This window comes from Rhodoferax sp. (assembly GCF_044236835.1).
Taxonomy (GTDB): domain Bacteria; phylum Pseudomonadota; class Gammaproteobacteria; order Burkholderiales; family Burkholderiaceae_C; genus Allorhodoferax.
Genome location: NZ_JBIIGC010000002.1, coordinates 56,726 through 74,027, shown reverse-complemented (window position 1 = coordinate 74,027; position 17,302 = coordinate 56,726). Strand labels below are relative to the sequence as shown.

Genomic DNA, 17,302 nt, shown 5'->3' with positions numbered 1-17,302 from the left:
GGCAAAGGAGGGCTTAGGTGTCGCTGGCGACTTCCACCACACAAAAGCTGGCGGCGTAGTCGGTCTCGTCGGTCACGGTGATGTGGGTCGTCAGGTGGCGTTGCGCACACCAGTCTTTGAGGGCGCCATGCAGCACCAGCACCGGCTTGCCACTGGGCTGGTTGGCAACTTCGCACAGCTTCCAGGTCATGGGCATGCGCATGCCCAGCCCGATGGCTTTGCTGAATGACTCTTTGGCGCTAAAGCGCGTGGCCAGGTAGCGCACGCCGCGCTCGGGCCAACGGGCACTGCGCGCTTTCCAGGTCTTGAACTCTTGCTCGGACAGCACTTTGGCGGCAAAGCGCTCACCGTGCTTGTCCAGGCTGGCGCGAATGCGGCGCACATCGCAAACATCGGTTCCGATACCGTAAATCACGGGCCCGCCTGCGTCCGGTTCAGCGGCCCAAACACCGCAGGTAGGCGGCGATGGTGGCGCTGTAGCCCAGCTCCAGCGCGTCGGCAATCAGCGCGTGACCGATAGACACTTCCAGCACGCTTGGCACCTGCTGCGCAAAGGCCGCCAGGTTGTCGCGGTTCAAGTCGTGGCCGGCGTTGACGCCCAGGCCCACCGCCTGAGCTGCCTGCGCGGCCCGCGCGAAACGCTGGAGCTGGACAGCCTGCGCAGCGCCACCCCAGGCTGCCGCATAAGGCTCGGTGTACAACTCCACGCGGTCGGCACCCACCGACTTGGCCGCTTCCATAGCCTGGGGCTCGGCGTCCATGAACAGGCTGACCCGCAGGCCCAGCGCGCGGGCCTGCGCAACCAGCGGGGCCAGGCGTTGGGTGTCCTGGGGAAAACTCCAACCATGGTCGCTGGTGAACTGGCCTTCTGAATCCGGCACAAAAGTGACTTGGTGCACCGGCAATCCGCGCGCGCGCAGGTCGCTCACACAGTCCATGAGGTTGTGAAACGGGTTGCCCTCGACATTGAACTCGCGGTCCGGCCAGTCTTGCAAAAGCTGCGCCAGTTCCACCACATCGCTGGCGCGGATGTGACGCGCATCGGGTCGCGGATGCACGGTGATGCCATTGGCACCCGCCTCCAGGCACAACGTCGCTGCGCGGGTGACACTGGGAATGCCGAGGTGGCGCGTGTTGCGCACCAAAGCGACCTTGTTGAGATTGACCGACAGGGCAGTAGAAGGGCTGTGCATGCTTAGAGGGCCTGGATGTCGAGCATCATCCGGCGGGTGCGCAGGGTGGTAACGCCGCAATGGTAGTGCAGCAAGGCGCGTAACTGGGGTTTGAGTTCGGACGCCACGGCGGCACAGGCCCGCAGCGTGGCAGCAAACGGGGCGCCAAGGTCCAAGGCGGCCTGCAAATACGCCCACTGAGAGCCATCCAACGCGGCGCGATCAGCGTCAGACGCATGGCGCAAACCACCTTCGGGCACCAAGGTGTAGCGGGTGCTGGGCTGCAAAGGCGCCAGGGTCATGGTCTGTACATCCAACTGGGGCAGGAGCCCAATCTCGCGCAGGAGCAGAAGCTCGTAGGTCCGCAAGGCGGCCTGCAGCGCCTCGCCGTGCTCGCTGGCAATCACTTGCACCACATCGGAGTAGATATCGAACAAGGCCGGGTGCGGATCATCCCGGGCCAGGAGGGCCAAGAGCAACTCGTTGAGGTAGTAGCCTGATAGCAGCGCATCACCGCGCGGCATCGTGTGGCCACCTTGCCACTCGGCACTTTTGAGGGTGCGGATTTCGGCGTCGCCGCCAAACGCCAGGCGCAGCGGCTGCATGGGCAAGAGCACCGGACGAAAGCTGGAGCTGGGGCGCTTGGCGCCCTTGGCCACCAGCGCGATGCGGCCGTGGTGGCGGGTGAACACCTCCACGATCAGGCTGGTTTCGCTCCAGTCGTAGCGGTGCAGCACATAGGCTGGTTCGTCCGCTATGCGCTTACTCGTAGCCAAAACTGCGCACCCGGGCCTCGTCGTCGGCCCAGCCCGAGCGCACCTTGACCCACAGTTCCAAAAATACTTTGGCGTCAGCCAGCTTTTCCAGCTCGACCCGGGTTTCCATGCCGATGCGTTTGATGCGCTCGCCTTTATCGCCAATCACCATGGCCTTGTGACCATCGCGCTCGACCACGATGGTGGCGGCGATTCGCAGCAGCCGCTTTTGGCCCTTCTTTTGGGGCGGCTCTTCTTCGAACTTGTCGATCACCACCGTCGAGGTGTAAGGCAACTCGTCGCCGGTGAGGCGGAACAGTTTTTCGCGCACCAGCTCGCTGGCCAAAAACTTTTCACTGCGGTCGGTCAGCTCGTCTTCGCCGTACCACCACGCCTGCTGGGGCAGGAAGTTGGCACATATCGCCAGCAAGCGTTCCACGTCTTTGGGGCTTTTGGCCGACATAGGCACAAACTCCGTAAACGCATGCTTGGCCTGCATCTGCTGCAGCCACGGCGCGATATCGCCACGACGGTGCACGTTGTCGAGCTTATTCGCCACCAGCACGGTAGGAATACCTTCACCGATCAGGGCCAGCACGCGGGCATCGGCGGGCGTGAAACTGCCGGCCTCCACCACGAACAAAATCAAGTCCACATCGGCCACCGCGCCCACCACCGTCTTGTTGAGCGATTGATTGAGCGCATTGCTGTGCACCGTTTGAAAACCCGGTGTGTCCACAAACACAAACTGCTTATCGCCTTGGGTGCGCATCCCGGTGATGCGGTGGCGCGTGGTTTGCGCCTTGCGCGACGTGATGCTAATTTTTTGGCCGACCAAGGCATTCAGCAAGGTCGACTTGCCCACATTGGGCTTGCCCACGATGGCGACCAGCCCGCAGCGCTGGTCCGCGCTGGGGGTGCCCGCATCGGCCCGCCGGGCCGAACCCTTGAGCAGACCTTCAAGCATGCTATCCAGGTCAGGCTGTGCATCAGCAAGCGCGGGAACGGGCAGCTCTGGCGCCTGCGGCTGGCTCGGTTTGCGGGTGCTGCTAGGCTTAGGTGGGTTCACTGTGGGTCCTGGATTTCAAGGTGTGCAGCATCGCGCTGGCGGCGGCCTGTTCGGCAGCGCGGCGCGAGCCACCGATGCCGCGCTCGGCTAGGCGAAGTTCGGGAATCTCGCACTCCACATCAAAACTCTGCTTATGTGCCGCACCAATGGTACCCACGACCTTGTACTGCGGCAGCTTCATTTTTCTGCCCTGCAGCCACTCTTGCAGCTCGGTCTTGGCGTCTTTTCCGATGGCGTCCATCTGGGGGTTGATCTCCACCGCGTTGAAGAGTCGGTGGACCAGCGCCTGCGCACTGGCAAAGCCAGCGTCCAAGTACACCGCGCCGATGACCGCTTCTAGCGCGTCGGCCAATATAGACGGGCGCTTTTGGCCACCCGATCGCAATTCGCCCTCACCCAGCTTGAGCACCCCGGCCAAGCCCAGATCCATCGCCAAGGCGCACAGCGTGTCTTGCTTGACTAGGTTGGCCCGCACGCGAGACAAATCACCCTCTGGTAATGCGCCTAGGCGCGAATACACCAGGTCGGATATCGCCAGTCCGAGCACCGAGTCGCCCAGAAACTCAAGTCGTTCGTAGTGCGTGCTTGAAAAGCTGCGGTGCGTCAGCGCCCGCGACAGCAAAGTCACGTCGGCGAACCGGTGTTGGAGGCGGTCTTGCAACTCCAGAAGACTGTCGGCCACGTTATTCCGAGCTGCCTTGGTACTTCAGCGTCAAATAAGCGGGCCCCATCAGGTGGATCTCACGCTCGTAACTGAAACTGACCACTACCTTGTCAACCTCTTTAGTGACATCTAGATCCTTGGCGGCGATAGACCGGATTCCATCCACCGCCGCGGCTTTATCAAAAATATCGCGGACTTCCGTCACCGACTGGCCCGCTGCAGCCCGAGTCACTGCCTTCTGCACAGCTAAGTACTCGACCACCGTTGGCGCGACCTGCACGCCGATGACCGTCACTGACACCACAAGGCCTGCCACAAACAGGAGGCCCAAGAAGGAGATTCCCCGTTGTTTCGACTTTGATGAGGTACTCATGATTGCAGGCTGACTACTGTCAATGGAAAGCGCCAATGCGTTTGAGGTCGCCAAAGTTCATCCAAACAAAGAAGGCTTTGCCGACGATGTTTTCTGCTGGCACAAAGCCCCAGTAGCGCGAGTCGAGCGAGTTGTCACGGTTGTCGCCCATCACGAAATAGCTGCCTTGCGGAACCTTGCAGGTGACGCCTTCGACGGTGTGGCTACAGCCAGCACGGCCATCAAACTGGTCGGCTACAGGTACGTCTACAGGCTTGTCGTCGTCGATCAGCAGGCGGTGTGGTCGCGGGCCCAGGGTCTCTTCAAACTGCTTGAAGTAGCGCAGGGCACTTTCGTCAAAAAACTCTGGCACGGCCTGGGTAGCGATGGGCTGCCCGTTGATTGTCAGCCGCTTGTTGAGGTAGGCCACCGTATCGCCAGGAACCCCCACGACCCGCTTGATGTAATCCAAGCTCGGCTTGGGCGGGAACCGAAACACCATGACATCGCCCCGCTGTGGAGGGCTGCCCTCAGTGATCTTGGTGTGAATAACCGGAAGCCGTACACCGTAGGTGAACTTGTTGACCAAGATAAGGTCACCCACCAACAGCGTGGGGATCATGGACCCCGAGGGGATTTTGAAGGGTTCGAACAGAAACGAGCGCAATAGAAAGACGACCAAAATGACCGGAAACAGACCGGCAGTCCAATCAAGCCACCAAGGCTGCATCAGCAGTCTGGCTTTGGCCTCGCGCAAGTCGCCATCCACTTGGCTGATACCCATTTTTTGCAGCCCAGCGCGGCGCTCCGCGTCCTGCGCATCCAGCAGCGCTGCGGCCTTTTGCCGTGCTGGAAGAAAATGAAAACGCTCCGCCAGCCAGTAGGCGCCAGTGACGCAGGTTGCAAGCAGCAAGAGCAAGGCGAAATTGCCTTCCACCGCACCGAGGTACCACGCTCCTGCATACAAGACAAACGCGAGAAGGATGGCTGAGGTGATCGCCTGCATCAGTCATCCACCTGCAAAATTGCCAGAAAAGCTTCTTGGGGTACTTCCACCGAGCCAATTTGTTTCATGCGTTTCTTGCCTGCTTTTTGCTTTTCAAGGAGCTTACGTTTGCGAGAGATGTCACCGCCATAGCACTTGGCCAACACGTTCTTTCGCAGGGCTTTTATTGTCTCACGGGCAATGATGTTGGCACCAATCGCCGCTTGTATTGCCACGTCGTACATCTGCCGAGAGATGATCTCTCGCATCTTGGCCACCACCGCTCGCCCCCGGAACTGGGATTGGGAGCGATGCAGCATGATCGATAGTGCGTCGACCCGTTCGGAATTGAGCAAGATATCGACTTTGACCACATCCGCCGCCCTGTATTCCTTGAACTCGTAATCCATCGAGGCATAGCCCCGGCTGACGCTTTTGAGCTTGTCAAAGAAGTCCAACACGATCTCGGCCAAGGGCATGTCGTAGGTCAACACCACCTGTCGACCCTTATAGGCCATGTTCATTTGCACGCCACGCTTTTGGTTGGCCAGTGTCATCACCACGCCAACATATTCCTGCGGCATATACAAGTGCACTGTGACGATGGGCTCACGAATTTCGGCGGTGCGCGCAATCTCGGGCATCTTTGACGGGTTCTCCACGAGCACCACTTCGCCTCCGATTTTCATTACCTCGTAGACCACACTAGGCGCGGTCGTAATCAAGTCTTGGTCGAACTCCCGCTCCAGTCTTTCCTGAACGATCTCCATGTGCAGCAGGCCAAGAAACCCACACCGAAAACCGAATCCAAGCGCCTGCGACACCTCCGGCTCGTACTGCAAAGAAGCGTCATTGAGCTTGAGCTTTTCCAAAGCATCGCGCAGCGAGTCGTACTCGCTCGCCTCGGTCGGGTAGAGACCTGCAAACACCTGCGGCTGTATCTCTTTGAAACCCGGCAAGGCCTCAGTAGCAGTCAAGGCGGCGCCCCCGCTGCCTGGCCTGATGACCGTGACGGTGTCGCCGACCTTGGCAGCCTGCAGCTCCTTGATACCGGCAATGATGTAACCCACCTCACCGGCCTCGAGAGATGGACGTGGCGCGTTTGCCGGTGTGAATACGCCCAGGTTGTCGGCGTTATAGGTCGCGCCTGACGCCATCAACTTGATGCGATCTCCTTTGCCCAAGCGGCCATCCACCACCCGCACCAACATGACGACCCCCACATAGCTGTCAAACCAGCTATCGATGATCATCGCTCGCAAGGGCGCACTCGGATTACCCCGTGGTGCCGGTACCCGTGCAACGATGGCTTCTAGAATTTCGTCGATCCCCAGTCCCGTCTTGGCCGAGCAAACAATTGCGTCTGTGGCATCGATGCCGATCACATCTTCGATTTCGCTTCGAGCGTTGTCCGGGTCGGCATTTGGCAAGTCGATCTTGTTGAGCACCGGCATCACTTCGACACCGAGATCAAGTGCGGTGTAGCAGTTGGCCACCGTCTGCGCCTCCACGCCCTGGCTGGCATCTACGACCAACAGCGCACCCTCGCACGCCGACAGTGAACGACTGACCTCGTACGAGAAGTCAACATGGCCCGGGGTGTCAATCAAATTGAGGTTGTAAACCTGCCCATCGCGCGCCATGTAATGCAGTGCAGCAGTCTGCGCCTTGATGGTTATCCCACGCTCTTTCTCGATGTCCATCGAGTCCAGCACTTGCGCCTCCATCTCGCGCGCTTCCAGTCCTCCGCAACGCTGAATGAGCCGATCGGCCAAGGTCGACTTGCCGTGGTCAATGTGGGCAATGATCGAAAAATTTCTGATGTGATTCATCAACGGAGCGCTTCAAGTGATTGAAATAAAACAGACAGACAAGAAAAAAGGGCGCGTCCTATGAAGACGCGCCCTGAACCAACAATCTTTTGGCAACTGCGAAAGTTGGAGCTTCATTGTAGGCAAAAAGAGTGAACGCGACAGCATGCTGCTTCTCAAAGGGTGAAGTTGCAAGCCCACCACAGTTCAATTTATGCACAGTTTATCCACAATTACAAAAACGTTAACTTAACCGGGTGTGGGCGAGCTGTGGATCGCTCTTGATGCGGTCCGTCCATCCCATATCGTGGATTAATCGGTGGGCCATATACCGTTAATTGGCCGCCAAGGCCCGGCATTCTAACCAAAACACAGGCCCAGCTTTACCGGGCGCTTGGGGCCAGGTCAGGCAAGATAACCCGCTTCGCGACCGATCACCATCGCCTGACGGTCCAACAACCCCATACCCGACTAAGAGATGGGGTTACCCGCCCAACGTCTATCGCGCGGGACGGATCACAGCGTACTGGGTCCACTCGCCTCGGCGGAACAAGACGCTGAATGGCTTGGCGCGGTCAAGTTTGGCTAGCGCAGCATCGAAATCTTTCACACTGAGTACCTCGATGTTCGACACCGCCAATATGACATCGCCCTCACGTAAGCCCGCGCGGGCCGCAGCTTCCAATGCCGATTCGAGCCGAACGCCGCCTTTCACACCCAGCTCTTTCTTCTGCGCTTCGGTGAGCTCCGCAACGATCAGCCCGTAGGACTGCGCCAGCGGGGACGACTTGGGCTTCTCCTCTTTGCTGGGCGCACGCGCGGCCACCGGACGGTCTGACTCGATCTCGGCCACCATCACATTGAAGTCGCGGTAAGCACCACGCCGAAACACGGTGACGGTGCTCTTGCTACCGGGTTTGGTAGAGCCGACGATGCGAGGCAGGTCGCTCGATTTTTCGATGACCTTCCCGTCGAACTTGGTAATGATGTCGCCAGCCTCAATGCCTGCCTTGTCCGCAGGCGCACCTGGCTCGACACCGCGCACCAGTGCGCCTACTGGCTTGCCCAAGCCAATCGACTCGGCAACGTCCTTGCTCACTTGGTCAATCTGCACCCCAATGCGCCCCCGCGAGACCTTCCCACTGCTGCGCAACTGGTCGCTTACGCGCACCGCCTCGTCAATCGGAATGGCAAACGAAATGCCCATGAAGCCACCCGAGCGCGAGTAGATCTGGCTGTTGATGCCAATCACCTCGCCGCGCATGTTGATCAAGGGGCCACCCGAATTGCCGGGGTTGATAGCGACGTCGGTCTGAATAAAAGGAAGGTAATCACCCGTGTCGCGCTGCTTGGCGCTGACAATTCCGGCAGTCACGGTGTTTTCCAGGCCAAACGGGGAGCCAATGGCCATCACCCATTCACCAACCCGCAAGCGGTTGACATCACCGACCTTCACGGCGGGCAAACCAAGGGCATCAATCTTGACCACGGCAACGTCACTGCGCCGGTCGGAACCAATAATGCGAGCTTTGAACTCGCGCTTATCGGTCAATGTCACCAGCACCTCATCGGCGCCCTCGACCACATGTGCATTGGTCATGATCAGCCCGTCAGCCGACAAGATGAAGCCCGAGCCCACCCCACGCGGCTGCTCCTCTTCCTGAGGCTGCGGCCGGTTCTGGCGGGGGCCTTGGCGCGGCACATTGGGGGGGACGGGGATACCGAAGCGCCGGAAAAACTCCAGCATCTCTTCGTCATTGGGCGCACCTGGCGCCGCGCGTCCACTGACTTTCTCAGAGGTGCGGATGTTGACCACCGACGGGCCAACCTGCTCGACCAGTTCGGTGAAGTCAGGCAAACCGCGCGTTTGTGCGTCGGCAGGGGTGGAGACCACAAGTGCTAACCCAGCGCTCATTGCGATACCAAGGGCCAGGCTGAAGCACCGCATCGCTCTAAAAAACAGGGATTTCATAACGCGCTTCCAGTTATTGAAGAGGAGTACATAAGGGCAGTTTGTCACCGCACAAGCGGCGAGGCTGACGCCATCAAAGCCCCAATCCTATCCATGCAGGCTCTACCTTATGCTGACCGGGGCATTCGTCTGGCGCACGCACCGCTGAATACCAGGGGGAATGCCCCGCGCGGTGCGGCTACATCGCCGCATTTCGGGTAGCCAAAAACAGAGCACAGCGGTGCCGTCCCGCTTTATCGAGGCATCGACGCGCTGGTGTTTGCATAGCCATTGCGACTCTGGTTGGCCACCAATGCGCGGCGCAGGTCCATCCATAGTTCCGGGCAGCTATTGCGCTGCAACCAGATCCACTGCCTTCGATCCAGCTGGCTCTTGGCGCAAACCAACAACGTAGTTTGCAAATCCAGCACCTGCCGGACTTGCACAAACTCATTCCCAGACGATACGCGCTGTACCAGATCGCCCGCTGGCAGAGTCAGAGACCAGAGTTGTCCGTCCCACTGCAAAACTCCAGCGCGGGTGTTGCGCCATCCAATGACCGAAACCAGACCGGCCATCCCACATGCGCACAGCAACAGAGTGCCGCGCCACGAAGTGCTTTGCTGGAGCAGAAAAGCCAGAGCACCCGACGCCATGAGCACCCAACAAGCCACTACCGCGCCTAAATGAACGCTCGACCGCCCGAATGTATAACGCACCGCTGGGGGCAGGTCCATGGGGGTAACGGGTCAAATACGCTTGAACACCAAGGTGCCGTTGGTGCCACCAAACCCAAAGTTATTCTTCACCGCCACCGAGATCGGCAAATCCCGGGCGGTATTGGCGCAGTAGTCCAAGTCACAGTCAGGGTCTTGGTTGAAGATGTTGATGGTGGGCGGGCTCTTTTGGTGGTGCACCGCCAACACCGTGAACACCGACTCCAAACCGCCTGCACCGCCGAGCAAATGGCCGGTCATGGACTTGGTCGAGTTCACCACCAGTTTGTGCGCATGGTCACCGAATGCAGCCTTGATGGCGTTGGTTTCGTTCAAGTCGCCCAGCGGCGTCGATGTACCGTGCGCGTTGAGGTAATTTACTTGGTCCACGTTGACTCCGGCATTTTCCAATGCACTAAGCATGGCGCGGCGAGGACCATCCATATTGGGCGCAGTCATGTGGCCTGCATCTGCGCTCATGCCGAATCCGGCCAGTTCAGCATAAATCTTGGCACCACGCGCTTTGGCGCGCGAATACTCCTCCAACACCATGACGCCGCCGCCCTCGCCCAGCACAAAGCCGTCACGATCACGGTCCCAAGGGCGAGAGGCGGTGGCCGGGTCGTCATTGCGGACGCTCAACGCGCGCATGGCCGCAAAGCCGCCAATACCCAGGGGCGAGACCGTAGCTTCGGAGCCACCCGCGATCATGACGTCTGCGTCGCCATACTCAATCATGCGTCCTGCTTGGCCGATACAGTGCAGACCAGTGGTACAGGCGGTGACGATGGAGAGGTTGGGGCCCTTGAATCCGAAGCGCATGGACACATGCCCGGCAGTCATGTTGATGATAGATGCCGGTACAAAAAACGGTGAGATGCGGCGCGGACCCCGGGCGGTGTACTCGGAATGCGTGCTTTCGATCAAGGGCAGGCCACCAATTCCGGAACCGATAACGCAGCCGATGCGGGTTGCTTCTTCCTCGCTGAGCGAATCCCGGGTCAGCAAGCCTGCATCGGCCACCGCCTGCGCGGAGGCTGCCACGCCGTAGTGAATGAAGGTGTCCATGGTGCGCGCCTCTTTGGCGGCCATGTAAGTCTCCACATCAAAGCCCCGGACTTCGCCCGCAACCCGGCAAGAGAAGGCAGACGCATCGAACTTGGTGATCAAGTCAATACCTGGTTTGCCGATGAGAAGATTCGACCACGCCTCGTGCACCGTGTTGCCCACGGGGCTGACGCATCCCAAACCAGTTACAACAACACGACGACGGGACATAGGCGCTCGCAGGAAGTGCAGTTAGTGAAAAGAACGCCGCTCCAAGCGCGGCAAACGAAAACCGGTACTGCGAGGACCCGTACGCCCTGGCCAATTGCCTTGCGTATCCAGGTCCAAGCACGTACGGCTTAGGCCTTCTTGTGCGTGTTGGCGTAGTCGATCGCGTTCTGCACTGTGGTGATCTTCTCGGCGTCTTCGTCTGGAATTTCGATTCCGAACTCGTCCTCTAAAGCCATCACCAACTCAACCGTGTCCAGGGAGTCTGCACCCAAATCAGCGACAAAGGCTTTTTCATTGGTGACTTGGGACTCTTCAACACCGAGTTGCTCAGCAATAATTTTTTTGACGCGTGCTTCGATATCGCTCATGGGTTCCCTCTAAGGGTTGTAAAAGAATCCGCAATTTTACCCGCGCTAGAGAGACTTCCCTAGCCGGACCACCGGGCGGACCAACCGGTAGGCGAAAACTACATGTACATGCCGCCGTTCACATGCAACTCTTGGCCAGTCACGTACGAAGCCTGGGGGGAAGCAAGGTAGGCGACGGCGTGCGCTATGTCAGCAGGCTTGCCCAAGCAGCCCAATGGAATCTGCGCCATCAAGGCCTTTTGCTGCTCTTCACCCAAGCTCGCTGTCATGTCAGTATCGATGAAACCAGGCGCGATGCAGTTGACCGTGATGTTGCGCGATCCCAGTTCACGGGCCAGTGCGCGCGTCATGCCAGCGACACCGGCTTTGGATGCCGCGTAGTTCATTTGACCTGGGTTGCCCGAGGCACCTACCACTGAGGTAATGCTGATGATGCGCCCGTAGCGCTGCTTCATCATCGGGCGCACCACCGCCCGGCTCATCCGAAAAACGCCTTTGAGGTTGGTGTCGATGACGGCGTCCCAGTCCTGGTCTTTCATCCGCATGGCCAACATATCACGGGTGATGCCAGCGTTATTGACCAGCACCTGCAATCCGCCGTGCTCTTTGACCACCTCGTCTACCAGGGCCTCGATGGCGGCACCATCGGTCACATCTAGTGCGCGCGCGTCGCACCCAGGGAAGGCCGACAACGCCACTTTGATATTGGCCGCGCCAGTCTCGGAGGTGGCGGTACCGATGACCTTCAAGCCCTTGCGTGCCAGCTCTAGCGCGATGGCAGCTCCGATACCGCGTGAAGCGCCGGTAACCAAAGCGACCTGACCTTCAAACACAAGCGACGTCATTGCAATGCCTCCCGGACTTGGGCGACGGTGGCCGGGTCGAACAGCGCGAGTCCAGTCATTTCGCCATCGATCCGCTTGGTCAAGCCGGCCAACACCTTGCCGGGGCCACACTCGACGATCGTGTGAAAGCCACGTGCCTTGAGTGCTTGCACGCACTCCACCCAACGCACTGGCCCGGCGGCCTGGCGCACTAAGGCGTCCCGGATGCGCTGTGGATCGACCTCGCACGCCACGTCGATGTTGTTCACCAATGGAATTAAAGGAGTGGCAATCTCCACATCTTGCAAGCACTGATGCAGCTCCTGGGCTGCTGGCTGCATCAGCCTGGAGTGGAACGGGGCGGACACCGGGAGCGGCAACGCGCGCTTGGCACCGGCCGCCTTAAGCTGCAGACAGGCGCTATCCACAGCGGCCTTGCTGCCGGAAATCACCGTTTGCGACGGGTCGTTGAAGTTGGCTGCCTCCACGACTTCAGACGAACCTGCACCGAAAGAGCGCGTAACCTCATCGCACACCGCAGCGACACGGGATGCTTCCAGACCCAAGATGGCGGCCATGGCGCCCGCGCCCACCGGAACGGCACTTTGCATGGCTTGCCCGCGTAAGCGCACCAAGGGCGCTGCGGTCGCCAACGACAGCGAACCTGCCGCGACCAACGCAGCGTACTCACCCAAAGAATGCCCAGCCACCGCGCCCGGCACAGCACCGGTCTCGGCAATCCAAATGCGGTAGGCCGCCACACCTGCAACCAGCATGACCGGTTGGGTGTTTTCTGTTAGCGCCAAGGCCTCTGCGGGGCCACTGCGAATCAACGCGCCCAAGTCCTGTCCCAAAGCGTCAGAGGCTTCGCTCAGTGTGTCCAACAACACCGGGTGGTCGCCCCAGGCGTCGAGCATGCCGACGGACTGTGAACCTTGCCCGGGAAATACAACTGCAAATGGTTTCATGGCTACCTGTAAGTGAACCGTGGTCTGTTGGGGCTTACATCCTAAGCAGGACCGCTCCCCAGGTAAACCCACCGCCGACGCCTTCGAGCATCACGGTATGGCCGGGCAGAACCTTGCCTTGGCGCACCGCCCAGTCCAGGGCCAGGGGAATCGACGCCGCGGAGGTGTTGCCATGCTGGTCCACCGTCACAACCAACTTGTCCAACCCGAGGCGCAATTTTTTCGCCGTGCTTTGCATGATGCGGATGTTCGCTTGGTGGGGGATCAACCAATCAATATCCGACTGGGCTAACTCAGCCTTTTGCAATACGGCACGGGCCGCGTCTTCCAGCACGCCAACTGCGAGTTTGAAAACCGCTTGGCCATCCATCCGCAACAATGGCGAGCCCAGAATTTGGCCGCCGGACACGTGACCTGGCACACAAAGAATGTCCACATGTTTGCCGTCGGCGTGCAAATCGCTGGCCAACAGGCCGGGACGATCGGAGGCCTCCAAAACCACGGCACCTGCGCCGTCGCCAAACAGCACGCACGTCGTGCGGTCCTTGAAATCAAGGATGCGAGAGAACACCTCAGCACCGACCACTAGAGCACGTTGGGCAGCGCCGGACTGGATCATGGAGTCGGCAACCGCCAGCGCGTAAACGAAACCGCTGCACACCGCCTGCACATCGAAGGCCGCGCCACCGTTGGCGCCTAGCTTGTTCTGCAAGATACAGGCGGTGGACGGAAAGACCATGTCGGGCGTGCTGGTTGCCACAACAATCAAGTCAATATCCTGAGGCGAACGGCCTGCAGCTTCCAGGGCCTTCTTGCAGGCCTCCAAAGCGAGGTCGCTGCTAAAGATGCCGTCTGCAACAAAGTGACGGGCACGGATACCGGTGCGCTCCACGATCCAGTCGTCGGACGACTCCACGCCTTGCGCAGCCAATTGCAGCACCAAGTCTGCATTGGTTAGTCGATGAGGCGGTAGGTAGCTGCCGGTGCCAGTGATTCGTGAATAGCGTCTCATGCGGTACAGGAGAGGTCGACACCCAAGCTGCTACGACGCAGCTTCGCTCATAGACAGCAGGGGCGCGGCGCGCGCAATGCGTACTTGAACGCGATCGAGCAAATGATTCTGGGACGCATCATACGCGCGGTTCAAAGCGTTTCCGAAGGCCACCCTGTCGGCCGAGCCGTGGCTCTTGAACACCAAACCGCGCAAGCCCAGCAACGCAGCGCCGTTGTAGCGGCGGTGATCCACACGACCTTTGAGCGCCTGCAAAACAGGACTGGCCACCACCGCAGACAACTTCGAGAACAAGGTCTTGGAAAACTCCGCCTTCAAGAACCCGCCGATCATCGCAGCCAGACCCTCGCTGGCCTTGAGCGCGACATTGCCCACAAAGCCGTCGCACACCACGATGTCGACCGAGCCCTTGAAGATGTCATTGCCCTCGACGTTGCCAAAAAAATTGAGGTCACCCGACTTGCCTGCAGCACGCAGCAACTCGCCGGCTTTCTTAATAACCTCGTTGCCCTTGATGAGTTCTTCACCCACGTTAAGCAGCCCCACGGTGGGCGCTTCCACGTTGTTGAGCACCGACACCAAAGCGGATCCCATCACAGCGAACTGCAGCAAATGCTGGGCACTGCAATCCACATTGGCCCCCAGATCAAGCACCGTGGTGGCGCCGCCAGAGGCGTTGGGAATTTGCCCCGCGATTGCCGGGCGGTCGATACCGTCCAGCGTTTTGAGCAGGTAGCGCGAAATCGCCATCAATGCGCCGGTGTTACCCGCGGACACCGCCGCCTGGGCCCTACCGTCTTTGACGGCGGCAATGGCCACCCGCATAGACGAATCTTTTTTTCGGCGAAGCGCCACTTCAATGGGGTCATCCATGGCCACCACCTCGCTGGCCGAAACCACAGTGGCGCGCGGATGTGCGAAACCGCGCATGGCATCTTGACCACCGACCACGATGAGATGGGCATCGGCGTAGCGCGCAAGAAAGTCGTGGCAGGCGGGCAATGTGACTTTGGGGCCGTGGTCCCCACCCATGCAATCGACAGCAATGGTGATCATGGACACGTCACTGAAAAAAGGACCGACAAGGGCAAATCCCCAAAAAAAAGCCCGTCGCTACAACGCATGTAGCTTCGGGCTTGACCTGGGCGATCGCCTTCAGGCTTCGGACTTGGTCTTCAAAACCTTGCGTCCGCGGTAGAAACCGGTCGGGCTGATGTGGTGGCGCAAATGGGTTTCACCGGTGGTGGGCTCGACTGCAATGCCGGGAACAACCAGAGCGTTGTGCGAACGGTGCATGCCGCGCTTGGACGGGGATTTCTTATTCTGTTGAACTGCCATGACGGGCTCCTAGGCAAAAGTGCGGCGAAAACTCACACACAAAGGTTGGTAACGGGCACGCCCGCTAAGTGGCGCGAAGCCCGCAATTATAGATCAATTGTCTGACCCGTCCCCACCCGGCTTCTTCAACGCACCCAGCGCAGCAAACGGGTTGGCACGCTGGGGGGGCTTGTCAACAAAGCCTGGGTCTGCTGCCTGCAGACGTACAGCCTCTGGGCAGGTGGTGTGTTTGGGCACCAACGGTACTGCCATCAGCAGTTCGTCTTCGACCAATTCCAGCAGGTTGAAGGCGGTGCTGATCACCAAAACATCCTCGTCGGACTCCTCATCCTCCACTTCGGCCAGCGCCTCGGTCGCTACGAATCGAAAATCCTGCTCGAATGCCACCACGGTGTCGACTGGTCCCAGACAACGCTGGCACACCAGCTGCAAAGTAGCGGAGCCATGCAGATGAACCCAAGGTTCGGGCGTGCCGGCAGGATCGTCGCGCACACTGCCCTGTGCCGAAAAAACGACTGGATTCATGCCCACGGTCTGCCCGCCCAGTTCCATCAGCCGTGCAAACCGTAACAAAGGCTGCGCGCCCTCTATCTGCCCCTCTGACTGAGCAAAAGCCGCGATGTGCAGGCGCTCTGGGTCTTGTGGATTCTTCATGCAGGCAGTGTAAGAGAATGGCGCCATGCAAAGCACGATGCCAAGACCACTGATCCTGGGCTCCACCTCGATTTACCGGCGCGAGCTCCTGCAACGGCTGCAACTCCCTTTCAGTGTGGTGGCACCCCAAGTCGATGAATCACCGCTGTCCAACGAGCTACCCTTGGCACTCGCCGCCCGCTTGGCGTTGGCCAAGGCCCAGGCCGTGGCGAAGACCTTCCCCGACAGCGTCGTGATCGGTTCCGACCAGGTAGCCGACCTCCACGGAGTTCCCTTGGGCAAACCCGGCAACCACGACAACGCGGTGCGGCAGCTGCGCCAAATGCGGGGCAACACCGTGGTCTTTCACACCGCAGTGGCGGTCGTGTGCAGCAGCACGGCGTTTGTCGCCGAAGCGGTGGTCCCCGTGCGTGTGACCTTTCGCAACTTGAGCGATGCGGAAATCGATTACTACCTACACACCGAGAGACCGTACGACTGCGCCGGCAGCGCCAAAAGCGAAGGCCTGGGCATCGCGTTGCTCGAGCGCATTGAAAACACGGACCCGACCGCCCTGATCGGCCTGCCCCTGATCCAAACCAGCGCCATGCTCCGAGCTGCCGGGGTCCATGTGCTGCGCCCTCCAACATGAAGGGACGGCTCTACCTGGTGCCCGCACCGCTGGATTTTGGCTGCGACAGCCAGTGCCCAATAGTCCAGTCTATGCCCGCCAACACGCTGGAAGTGGCGGCCAGTCTGCGCCATTGGGTATGCGAAAACGCCAAGTCAACCCGCGCCTACCTCAAGCGCGTGGGCGAGGTTATGACGCTTGCTGTGCCCTTGCAGTCCATGGATTTCGCCGAGCTACCGCATGCGATCCACAAGAAGGGTGACCACAGCAGCAGCTTCGATGCACGCCATTTGCTCAGTCCAGCCTTGAGCGGCATGGACATGGGCTTGGTCAGCGAGGCCGGTATGCCCGCGGTGGCAGACCCGGGTGCCTCTGTAGTGCGGGCCGCCCATGCATTGGAGATTGCGGTGGTTCCTTTGGTGGGCCCGGTGTCGCTGCTGCTGGCCTTGGCCGCCAGCGGGATGAACGGCCAAAGCTTTGCGTTTGTGGGCTATGTGCCCAGCGCGCCGGCCGAGCGGGTCGCAAGAATCAAGGCGCTGGAAGCGCTGGCACGCAAAACCGGCCAAACACAAATCGTGATTGAAACGCCCTACCGCAACAGCGCGCTTTTGCTGGCGCTCACCCAAAACTTGCAGCCTACAACCCGTTTATCTACCTCAAGCGGCATCACGCTGGAGAGTGAAACGCACCGCAGTGCAAGCATTGCCCAATGGCGTGTTGGAGGATGGTCGCTGGACAACCGGACTCCAACCGTCTTCTGTATTGGGCAGTGAAT

Annotated in this window: 19 protein-coding genes; 2 read left to right on the top strand and 17 right to left on the bottom strand. The window is 59.8% G+C overall.

The window, feature by feature from the left end; genetic code table 11:
- Positions 1-13: 13 nt before the first annotated feature.
- From acpS to ACILRC_RS01850, 17 genes are all read right to left on the bottom strand, one after another.
- Positions 14-415 (bottom strand): holo-ACP synthase, encoded by a 402-nt coding sequence (gene acpS, locus ACILRC_RS01930; protein WP_395667651.1) that lies wholly within the window; start codon positions 413-415, stop codon positions 14-16.
- Between the two features lie 19 nt (positions 416-434).
- A complete protein-coding gene (locus tag ACILRC_RS01925) occupies positions 435-1,193 on the bottom strand; it encodes a pyridoxine 5'-phosphate synthase (protein ID WP_395667650.1) in 759 nt (252 codons plus the stop codon).
- Between the two features lie 2 nt (positions 1,194-1,195).
- Entirely contained in the window at positions 1,196-1,948 is a 753-nt protein-coding gene (gene recO / locus ACILRC_RS01920) for a DNA repair protein RecO (protein WP_395667649.1), read from the bottom strand.
- Positions 1,935-2,894, bottom strand: a complete 960-nt coding sequence (gene era / locus ACILRC_RS01915) for a GTPase Era (RefSeq protein ID WP_395667859.1) — start codon at positions 2,892-2,894, stop codon at positions 1,935-1,937. Before era ends, recO begins: the two co-directional genes overlap by 14 nt.
- 88 nt (positions 2,895-2,982) lie before the next feature.
- The gene (rnc, locus tag ACILRC_RS01910) at positions 2,983-3,678 is read right to left on the bottom strand and encodes a ribonuclease III (protein WP_395667648.1); all 696 of its coding nucleotides are present in this window, start codon (positions 3,676-3,678) and stop codon (positions 2,983-2,985) included.
- 1 nt (position 3,679) lies between these two features.
- Positions 3,680-4,033, bottom strand: coding sequence for a DUF4845 domain-containing protein (locus ACILRC_RS01905; RefSeq protein ID WP_395667647.1), 354 nt, complete (start codon positions 4,031-4,033; stop codon positions 3,680-3,682).
- 19 nt (positions 4,034-4,052) lie between these two features.
- Entirely contained in the window at positions 4,053-5,018 is a 966-nt protein-coding gene (gene lepB, locus ACILRC_RS01900; RefSeq protein WP_395667646.1) for a signal peptidase I, read from the bottom strand.
- Entirely contained in the window at positions 5,018-6,829 is a 1,812-nt protein-coding gene (lepA, locus tag ACILRC_RS01895) for a translation elongation factor 4 (RefSeq protein ID WP_395667645.1), read from the bottom strand. Before lepA ends, lepB begins: the two co-directional genes overlap by 1 nt.
- Positions 6,830-7,307: 478 nt before the next feature.
- Positions 7,308-8,723 (bottom strand): DegQ family serine endoprotease, encoded by a 1,416-nt coding sequence (locus ACILRC_RS01890; protein WP_395667644.1) that lies wholly within the window; start codon positions 8,721-8,723, stop codon positions 7,308-7,310.
- Positions 8,724-9,508: 785 nt separating this feature from the next.
- The gene (gene fabF / locus ACILRC_RS01885) at positions 9,509-10,753 is read right to left on the bottom strand and encodes a beta-ketoacyl-ACP synthase II (protein ID WP_395667643.1); all 1,245 of its coding nucleotides are present in this window, start codon (positions 10,751-10,753) and stop codon (positions 9,509-9,511) included.
- A gap of 128 nt (positions 10,754-10,881) precedes the next feature.
- A complete protein-coding gene (acpP, locus tag ACILRC_RS01880; RefSeq protein ID WP_066705508.1) occupies positions 10,882-11,121 on the bottom strand; it encodes an acyl carrier protein in 240 nt (79 codons plus the stop codon).
- Positions 11,122-11,219: 98 nt separating this feature from the next.
- Positions 11,220-11,966, bottom strand: coding sequence for a 3-oxoacyl-ACP reductase FabG (fabG, locus tag ACILRC_RS01875; RefSeq protein ID WP_395667642.1), 747 nt, complete (start codon positions 11,964-11,966; stop codon positions 11,220-11,222).
- Entirely contained in the window at positions 11,963-12,913 is a 951-nt protein-coding gene (fabD, locus tag ACILRC_RS01870) for an ACP S-malonyltransferase (protein WP_395667641.1), read from the bottom strand. Before fabD ends, fabG begins: the two co-directional genes overlap by 4 nt.
- 34 nt (positions 12,914-12,947) lie before the next feature.
- Complete coding sequence (locus ACILRC_RS01865; protein WP_395667640.1) at positions 12,948-13,925, bottom strand: beta-ketoacyl-ACP synthase III; 978 nt, start codon at positions 13,923-13,925, stop codon at positions 12,948-12,950.
- 30 nt (positions 13,926-13,955) lie between these two features.
- Positions 13,956-14,981: a phosphate acyltransferase PlsX gene (gene plsX, locus ACILRC_RS01860; RefSeq protein ID WP_395667639.1), complete on the bottom strand. Its 1,026-nt coding sequence runs from the start codon at positions 14,979-14,981 to the stop codon at positions 13,956-13,958.
- 99 nt (positions 14,982-15,080) lie between these two features.
- A complete protein-coding gene (rpmF, locus tag ACILRC_RS01855) occupies positions 15,081-15,263 on the bottom strand; it encodes a 50S ribosomal protein L32 (RefSeq protein WP_301019432.1) in 183 nt (60 codons plus the stop codon).
- A gap of 93 nt (positions 15,264-15,356) precedes the next feature.
- Positions 15,357-15,917, bottom strand: coding sequence for a YceD family protein (locus ACILRC_RS01850; RefSeq protein ID WP_395667638.1), 561 nt, complete (start codon positions 15,915-15,917; stop codon positions 15,357-15,359).
- A 37-nt stretch (positions 15,918-15,954) separates the two neighbouring features.
- On the opposite strand from ACILRC_RS01850, the gene ACILRC_RS01845 reads away from it, so the two are divergent.
- Positions 15,955-16,548: a Maf family nucleotide pyrophosphatase gene (locus ACILRC_RS01845; protein WP_395667637.1), complete on the top strand. Its 594-nt coding sequence runs from the start codon at positions 15,955-15,957 to the stop codon at positions 16,546-16,548.
- Positions 16,545-17,300, top strand: a complete 756-nt coding sequence (locus ACILRC_RS01840; protein ID WP_395667636.1) for an SAM-dependent methyltransferase — start codon at positions 16,545-16,547, stop codon at positions 17,298-17,300. Before ACILRC_RS01845 ends, ACILRC_RS01840 begins: the two co-directional genes overlap by 4 nt.
- Positions 17,301-17,302 lie beyond the last annotated feature (2 nt).

Bases quoted from the DNA above. Each gene is read 5' to 3' on its own strand.
- ACILRC_RS01925 (WP_395667650.1), bottom strand. From the start codon at position 1,193: ATGCACAGCCCTTCTACTGCCCTGTCGGTCAATCTCAACAAGGTCGCT.
- era (WP_395667859.1), bottom strand. From the start codon at position 2,894: ATGCTTGAAGGTCTGCTCAAGGGTTCGGCCCGGCGGGCCGATGCGGGC.
- ACILRC_RS01905 (WP_395667647.1), bottom strand. From the start codon at position 4,033: ATGAGTACCTCATCAAAGTCGAAACAACGGGGAATCTCCTTCTTGGGC.
- lepB (WP_395667646.1), bottom strand. From the start codon at position 5,018: ATGCAGGCGATCACCTCAGCCATCCTTCTCGCGTTTGTCTTGTATGCA.
- lepA (WP_395667645.1), bottom strand. From the start codon at position 6,829: ATGAATCACATCAGAAATTTTTCGATCATTGCCCACATTGACCACGGC.
- ACILRC_RS01890 (WP_395667644.1), bottom strand. From the start codon at position 8,723: ATGAGCGCTGGGTTAGCACTTGTGGTCTCCACCCCTGCCGACGCACAA.
- fabF (WP_395667643.1), bottom strand. From the start codon at position 10,753: ATGTCCCGTCGTCGTGTTGTTGTAACTGGTTTGGGATGCGTCAGCCCC.
- acpP (WP_066705508.1), bottom strand. From the start codon at position 11,121: ATGAGCGATATCGAAGCACGCGTCAAAAAAATTATTGCTGAGCAACTC.
- fabG (WP_395667642.1), bottom strand. From the start codon at position 11,966: ATGACGTCGCTTGTGTTTGAAGGTCAGGTCGCTTTGGTTACCGGCGCT.
- fabD (WP_395667641.1), bottom strand. From the start codon at position 12,913: ATGAAACCATTTGCAGTTGTATTTCCCGGGCAAGGTTCACAGTCCGTC.
- ACILRC_RS01865 (WP_395667640.1), bottom strand. From the start codon at position 13,925: ATGAGACGCTATTCACGAATCACTGGCACCGGCAGCTACCTACCGCCT.
- plsX (WP_395667639.1), bottom strand. From the start codon at position 14,981: ATGATCACCATTGCTGTCGATTGCATGGGTGGGGACCACGGCCCCAAA.
- rpmF (WP_301019432.1), bottom strand. From the start codon at position 15,263: ATGGCAGTTCAACAGAATAAGAAATCCCCGTCCAAGCGCGGCATGCAC.
- ACILRC_RS01850 (WP_395667638.1), bottom strand. From the start codon at position 15,917: ATGAAGAATCCACAAGACCCAGAGCGCCTGCACATCGCGGCTTTTGCT.
- ACILRC_RS01845 (WP_395667637.1), top strand. From the start codon at position 15,955: ATGCCAAGACCACTGATCCTGGGCTCCACCTCGATTTACCGGCGCGAG.
- ACILRC_RS01840 (WP_395667636.1), top strand. From the start codon at position 16,545: ATGAAGGGACGGCTCTACCTGGTGCCCGCACCGCTGGATTTTGGCTGC.